The organism is Cellulomonas jepli (genome assembly GCF_047229345.1).
Classification (GTDB): Bacteria; Actinomycetota; Actinomycetes; order Actinomycetales; family Cellulomonadaceae; genus Cellulomonas_A.
The window spans coordinates 1-5,366 of record NZ_JBFTER010000170.1 but is presented as its reverse complement, the minus strand read 5'-3'; the positions used below and the strand labels follow the sequence as shown (position 1 = coordinate 5,366).

At 75.0% G+C, this 5,366-nt stretch carries 5 protein-coding genes; 4 read left to right on the top strand and 1 reads right to left on the bottom strand.

Going from position 1 to position 5,366, the window contains the following annotated elements:
* Positions 1-188 (bottom strand): hypothetical protein (locus AB6N24_RS22570; RefSeq protein WP_412871598.1); only part of this gene is annotated, 188 nt, incomplete at its 3' end.
* A 142-nt stretch (positions 189-330) separates the two neighbouring features.
* Between AB6N24_RS22570 and AB6N24_RS22565 the strand changes: the two genes are divergently transcribed.
* From AB6N24_RS22565 to AB6N24_RS22550, 4 genes are all read left to right on the top strand, one after another.
* On the top strand, positions 331-1,425 hold the full coding sequence (locus AB6N24_RS22565; RefSeq protein ID WP_412871597.1) for a glycosyltransferase family 4 protein: 1,095 nt from the start codon (positions 331-333) through the stop codon (positions 1,423-1,425).
* Positions 1,422-2,498 carry a glycosyltransferase family 2 protein gene (locus AB6N24_RS22560; RefSeq protein WP_412871596.1) on the top strand — a complete coding sequence of 359 codons (1,077 nt, stop codon included), beginning with the start codon at positions 1,422-1,424 and terminating at the stop codon, positions 2,496-2,498. The genes AB6N24_RS22565 and AB6N24_RS22560 overlap by 4 nt, the downstream gene beginning before the upstream one ends.
* A gap of 73 nt (positions 2,499-2,571) precedes the next feature.
* The gene (gene rfbB / locus AB6N24_RS22555; RefSeq protein ID WP_412871595.1) at positions 2,572-3,567 is read left to right on the top strand and encodes a dTDP-glucose 4,6-dehydratase; all 996 of its coding nucleotides are present in this window, start codon (positions 2,572-2,574) and stop codon (positions 3,565-3,567) included.
* 222 nt (positions 3,568-3,789) lie between these two features.
* Positions 3,790-5,037, top strand: a complete 1,248-nt coding sequence (locus tag AB6N24_RS22550) for an LCP family protein (protein WP_412871594.1) — start codon at positions 3,790-3,792, stop codon at positions 5,035-5,037.
* Positions 5,038-5,366 lie beyond the last annotated feature (329 nt).

Genomic DNA, 5,366 nt, shown 5'->3' with positions numbered 1-5,366 from the left:
GCGTCGACGGGCGGGACCACGAGCGGCACCTCGCGCACCGAGCTCTCGGAGCTCTCGGAGCCCTCGGCGCTCGGCGCCGCGGTGGCGCTGGCGGCGGGCGCGAGCGGCGCCGCGGCCGTTGCGCTCGGGGCAGGCAGCACGGTCAGCAGGCCCAGCACCAGCGCGGGGACCAACAGCTTCACAGTCATGAGGCACCAGACGACGAGGAGGGCTCGGGCAACGGCTTCAGTGTTTCCGCCCGAGGTGGGGACAGCAAGGAACCGGACCGGCGTGTGCGCCGCTCATTCGGCCCATCGGCCGGTGGATGCCGCACATGAGACGATCTGTCCCGTGCGGATCACCCTCGACGCCACGCCCCTCCTGGGTCCCCGCACCGGAATCGGACGGTACGTGCAGCACCTCGTCGAGGAGCTGCCGGGTGCGCTGGAGCGCCGCGGCCTCGACGCCAGCGTCGGCGCCACCACCTGGACGGCCCGCGGCGGCGCGCTCCAGGGGCTCCCCGCAGGCGTCCGCCAGGTCGGCCCCCGCGTGCCCGCCCGCGTGCTCCGCGAGCTCTGGCGCCGCCGGGACGTGCCGCCGATCGAGGCGCTCGTCGGCCGGACCGACGTCTTCCACGGCACGAACTTCGTCTCCCCGCCGACCCGACGGGCGCGCGAGCTCGTCACGGTGCACGACCTGACCTACCTGCACCACGCGGACACGGTGAGCGCCGCGAGCCTGGCCTACCGGGCGCTCGTCCCGCGCGCCCTGGCGCGGGGGGCCCACGTGCTCACGCCGTCCGCCGCGGTCGCGGCGAGCGTCCGGGACGAGTACGGGCTCGACGCCGACCGGGTGACCGCGACCCCGCTCGGCGTCGACGACGCCTGGTTCGGCGCGGCCCCGCCGCCCGCCGCCTGGCTCACCGCGCGCGGGCTGCCCGCGGACTACCTCGTCTTCGTGGGCTCGCTCGACCCGCGCAAGAACCTGCGCACGCTGCTCCGCGCGCACGACGCGCTGCGCGCGGGCTCGCGGGACGCCCCCGCCCTCGTGCTGGCCGGACCCGCGGGACGGGAGACCGGTCTCGCGGGCCGCGACGGCGTGCACCTCACGGGGTGGCTCGACGACGCCGAGCTCCGCACGCTCGTCGCCGGCGCCCGCGCCCTCGTGCTCCCCTCGCTCGACGAGGGCTTCGGCCTGCCCGTGCTCGAGGCGCTCGCGTGCGGACGTCCCGTCGTCGTCGCGGACGTCCCGGCGCTCCGGGAGGTGGCCGGCGTGCACGCGGTCGCGGCCCCGCCCACGGACGCCGACGCCCTCGCGGACGCTCTCGCCCGCGCGCTGGCCCTCCCGGACGACGACGACGCCCGGCGGGCGCGACGGGACCGTGCCGGCCTGTTCACGTGGGCGGCGTGCGCCGACCGCACCGTCGACGCCTACGTCGCCGCATGAGCACCCCGCCGCCCGACGTGACGGTCGTGACCGTCACCTACAACGCCGCCCACCTCGTCCTGGACTGCCTCGAGGGCCTCGCCCGGCAGCAGCTCGACGGCCGCACCCTGGAGGTCGTGGTCGTCGACAACGCGTCCGTCGACGGCACGGCGGACCGCGTCGCCGCCGCCCACCCCGAGGTCCGCCTCGTGCGGTCGCCGGTGAACACCGGCTTCGCGGGCGGCAACAACCTCGCCCTGCGCGACGTCGCCGGCGCGTACGTGGTCCTGCTCAACAACGACGCCGTCCCCGAGCCCGACTTCGTGGCGCGCCTCCTCGCCGCGATGGAGGCCGCCCCGGACGACGTCGCCTGCCTGACCGCGACGGTCCTGCTCGCCGACCGGTTCCGCCCCGCGACGCCCGACGACCCGCCCGCGGACCGTCTCGTGGGCGCGGACGGCACCTGGGTGCGCGACCCGGCCGGCCCGGTGACGCTCGTGAACTCGACCGGGAACGTCGTGCGCACCGACGGGTACGGGACGGACCGCGGCTGGCTCGCGGACGCCGCGCACCACCGGCCCGAGCCGGAGGTGTTCGGCTTCTGCGGGGCCGCCGCGATCCTGCGGACGTCCGCCCTGCGCGACGTCGGCCTGTTCGACGAGGACTTCTTCCTCTACTACGAGGACTCCGACCTCTCCTGGCGGCTGCGGCTCGCGGGGTACCGCGTGCTGCACTGCCCGGACGCCGTCGTGCACCACGTCCACGCCGCCTCCACCGGCGAGGGCAGCGCGCTGTTCCGCTTCCACGACGGTCGCAACCGGCTGCTCATGCTCACGAAGAACGCCGGCGCGCCGCTCGCCCTCCGCGCGGTCGCCCGCTTCGTCCTCACGACCGCCTCGATCGCCGTCCGGCGCCGCCAGCCGTGGTCGTCCGTCGCGCTCCGGTGCCGCGTCCTCGCGTCCTACGCCCGCCTGCTGCCCCGGATGCTGCGCGAGCGCCGGCGGATCGGCCGCGCCGCACGGGTGCGCCGCGCCGACGTCGAGCGGCTCCTCGTCCCTCCGCCGAGGACGCCGGTCGGCGGCTACCGCCGCTGACCGGCACGTTCGAGCCCGCGAGGTCCCCCGGCTAGGCTTCTGGGCGCCAGTCCACCCCCGCAGGAGGTCACCCGTGCGTCTTCTCGTCACCGGCGGAGCCGGCTTCATCGGCTCCAACTTCGTCCACCAGACCGTCCGCGAGCGCCCGGACGTCCAGGTGACGGTGCTCGACGCGCTCACCTACGCCGGGGACGAGGCGAGCCTCGCGCCCGTCGCCGACGCGGTCACGTTCGTGCGCGGGGACATCGCGGACGCCGAGCTGGTCGACTCCCTGGTCCGCGACGCCGACGTCGTCGTCCACTTCGCCGCCGAGTCGCACAACGACAACTCGCTGCACGACCCGTGGCCGTTCGTGCAGACGAACGTCATCGGGACGTACACCCTGCTCGAGGCGGTCCGCCGGCACGGCACCCGGTTCCACCACATCTCGACCGACGAGGTCTACGGCGACCTCGAGCTCGACGACCCGGCGAAGTTCACGCCGGACACCCCGTACAACCCGTCGAGCCCGTACTCCTCGACGAAGGCCGCGAGCGACCTGCTCGTCCGGGCCTGGGCCCGCTCGTTCGGCGTCGAGGCGACCCTGTCGAACTGCTCGAACAACTACGGCCCGTACCAGCACGTCGAGAAGTTCATCCCGCGCCAGGTCACGAACGTCATCGACGGCATCCGCCCCAAGCTCTACGGCACCGGCGAGAACGTGCGCGACTGGATCCACGTCGAGGACCACAACTCGGCGGTCTGGGCGATCATCGAGCGCGGCCGCATCGGCGAGACCTACCTCATCGGCGCGGACGGCGAGGAGAACAACAAGACCGTCGTCGAGCTCATCCTCGAGCTCACCGGCCAGCCGCGCGACGCCTACGACCTCGTGAGCGACCGCCCCGGGCACGACCTGCGGTACGCGATCGACTCGACGAAGCTCCGCGAGGAGCTCGGCTGGACGCCGCGGTACGAGAACTTCCGTGCGGGGCTCGAGGCGACGATCGCCTGGTACCGCGAGAACGAGGCGTGGTGGCGGCCCCAGAAGGACGCCACCGAGGCCAAGTACGCCCAGCTCGGTCGCTGACCTCCGGGCAGGTGGCTCCCCGCGGTGCGGCGGGGGCCACCTGCCCGACAGCGCGCGGCGGCCGCGCGCCCGGGAGGTGCGCGCGGTTCGCCGGGTTCGTCGGGGATCGCGGCAGCTCGCCCGGGCCCGGCGGCGGGTGCGACCGTGCATCTGCACAGATCCTCCACCGCGCCCGACACGCTGGTCCCCCGTCCCCCCGGGCCGCCCTCCTATCCTTCTGAGGTGACCATCCGCCACGCAGCCTCGTCGCGCCCCCGCGCGGTCCGGCACGCCCGCACGCACGGCAGCCACGGCGTCCTGCGCGGGATCGCGCTCACGACGACGGCCCTGCTCGCGTTCGCCGGCTCGGGGATGGCCGCCGCATACACCCAGCTGCAGAGCAACATCCAGTCCGAGGACGTCACCGAGCTGCTGGGCGACCGCCCCACCCCGACGCCGGACCCGGACGACCCGAACGCCGGCCAGGCCGTGAACATCCTGCTGATGGGCTCCGACGTGCGCGACGGTGCGAACGCCGAGATCGGCGGCGAGGTCGAGGGCATGCGCTCGGACACGACGATCGTGCTGCACATCTCGGCCGACCGGTCACGGGTGGAGCTCGTCTCGATCCCGCGCGACTCCCTCGTCGACATCCCGGCGTGCGCGCGCTCGGACGGCTCGTCCTCGCGCGCGCAGTTCGGGCAGTTCAACGCGGCGTTCTCGATCGGCTCGGAGCGGACCCAGCTCGCGTCCGACGCCGCGGCGTGCACCATCCAGACGGTCGAGTCGAACACCGGGGTGTTCATCAACCACTACGTCGTGATCGACTTCGCCGGCTTCATCGGGATGGTCGACGCGCTCGGCGGCATCCCGATGTGCATCCCGAACGACATGCGGTCGGCGAAGGCGGGGCTCGACCTCGCGGCGGGCGAGCAGGTGCTCGACGGGTCGACCGCGCTGGCCTACGCGCGCGCCCGCACCGGCGAGGGCCTGGGCAACGGCTCGGACACCGACCGCCTCGTGCGCCAGCAGAAGCTCCTCGGCGCGACGGTGCGGACCGTCCTGTCCAAGAGCCTGCTCACCGACGTGCCGCAGCTCGTGCAGTTCCTCAACGCCGCGACGAGCTCCGTCACGGCGAACCCCGAGCTCGCGTCGATCCCCGCGATGACGGGGCTCGCGTTCAGCCTGCAGAACGTCTCGACGAGCAACATCACGTTCATGACCATCCCCTTCGCGGCCGCCAAGAGCGACCCGAACCGCGTCGAGTGGACCTCGGAGGCCGATCAGATCTGGGCGAACATGGCGGCCGACCTGCCGCTCGTGCCGGCCGAGGTCCCGGACCCGGCGGCGCCGGCCGACCCGGGCGCGACGGCCACGCCGGGCACCACGGCTCCGGAGGTCCCCGGGACCGCGCCGGAGACCCCGGCGAACGAGCCGACCGAGGACGCCCCGCTCACCGCAGCGGTCAGCGACGTGTGCGGTCCGGCGTGAGCGGGTGCCATGACGTCCGATGAGAAGCCCACGGGCCGCGGCTCGCGCGCCCGCACCGGCGGCTCGGCGCGTCCCCTGACACCGGGGGCGCCGGGCCGGGCGCCGCAGCGTGACGGCTCCGGCCGCGCGACCCCGCCGAGCTTCGCGCCCGGGACGGGCTCCGCCCGACCGCCGAGCTCGGGTGACGCGGTGGCCGTCGGGGGCGGGACGCGCACCCCGGGCCGACCGTCGCGACCGGCGCCGCCGCGCACCTCACGACCGGCCCCGCCGACCCCGAGCGACGGGACGCGCCAGGCCCCCGGCGGGCCCGACGACGCCCGCCCGGCGCC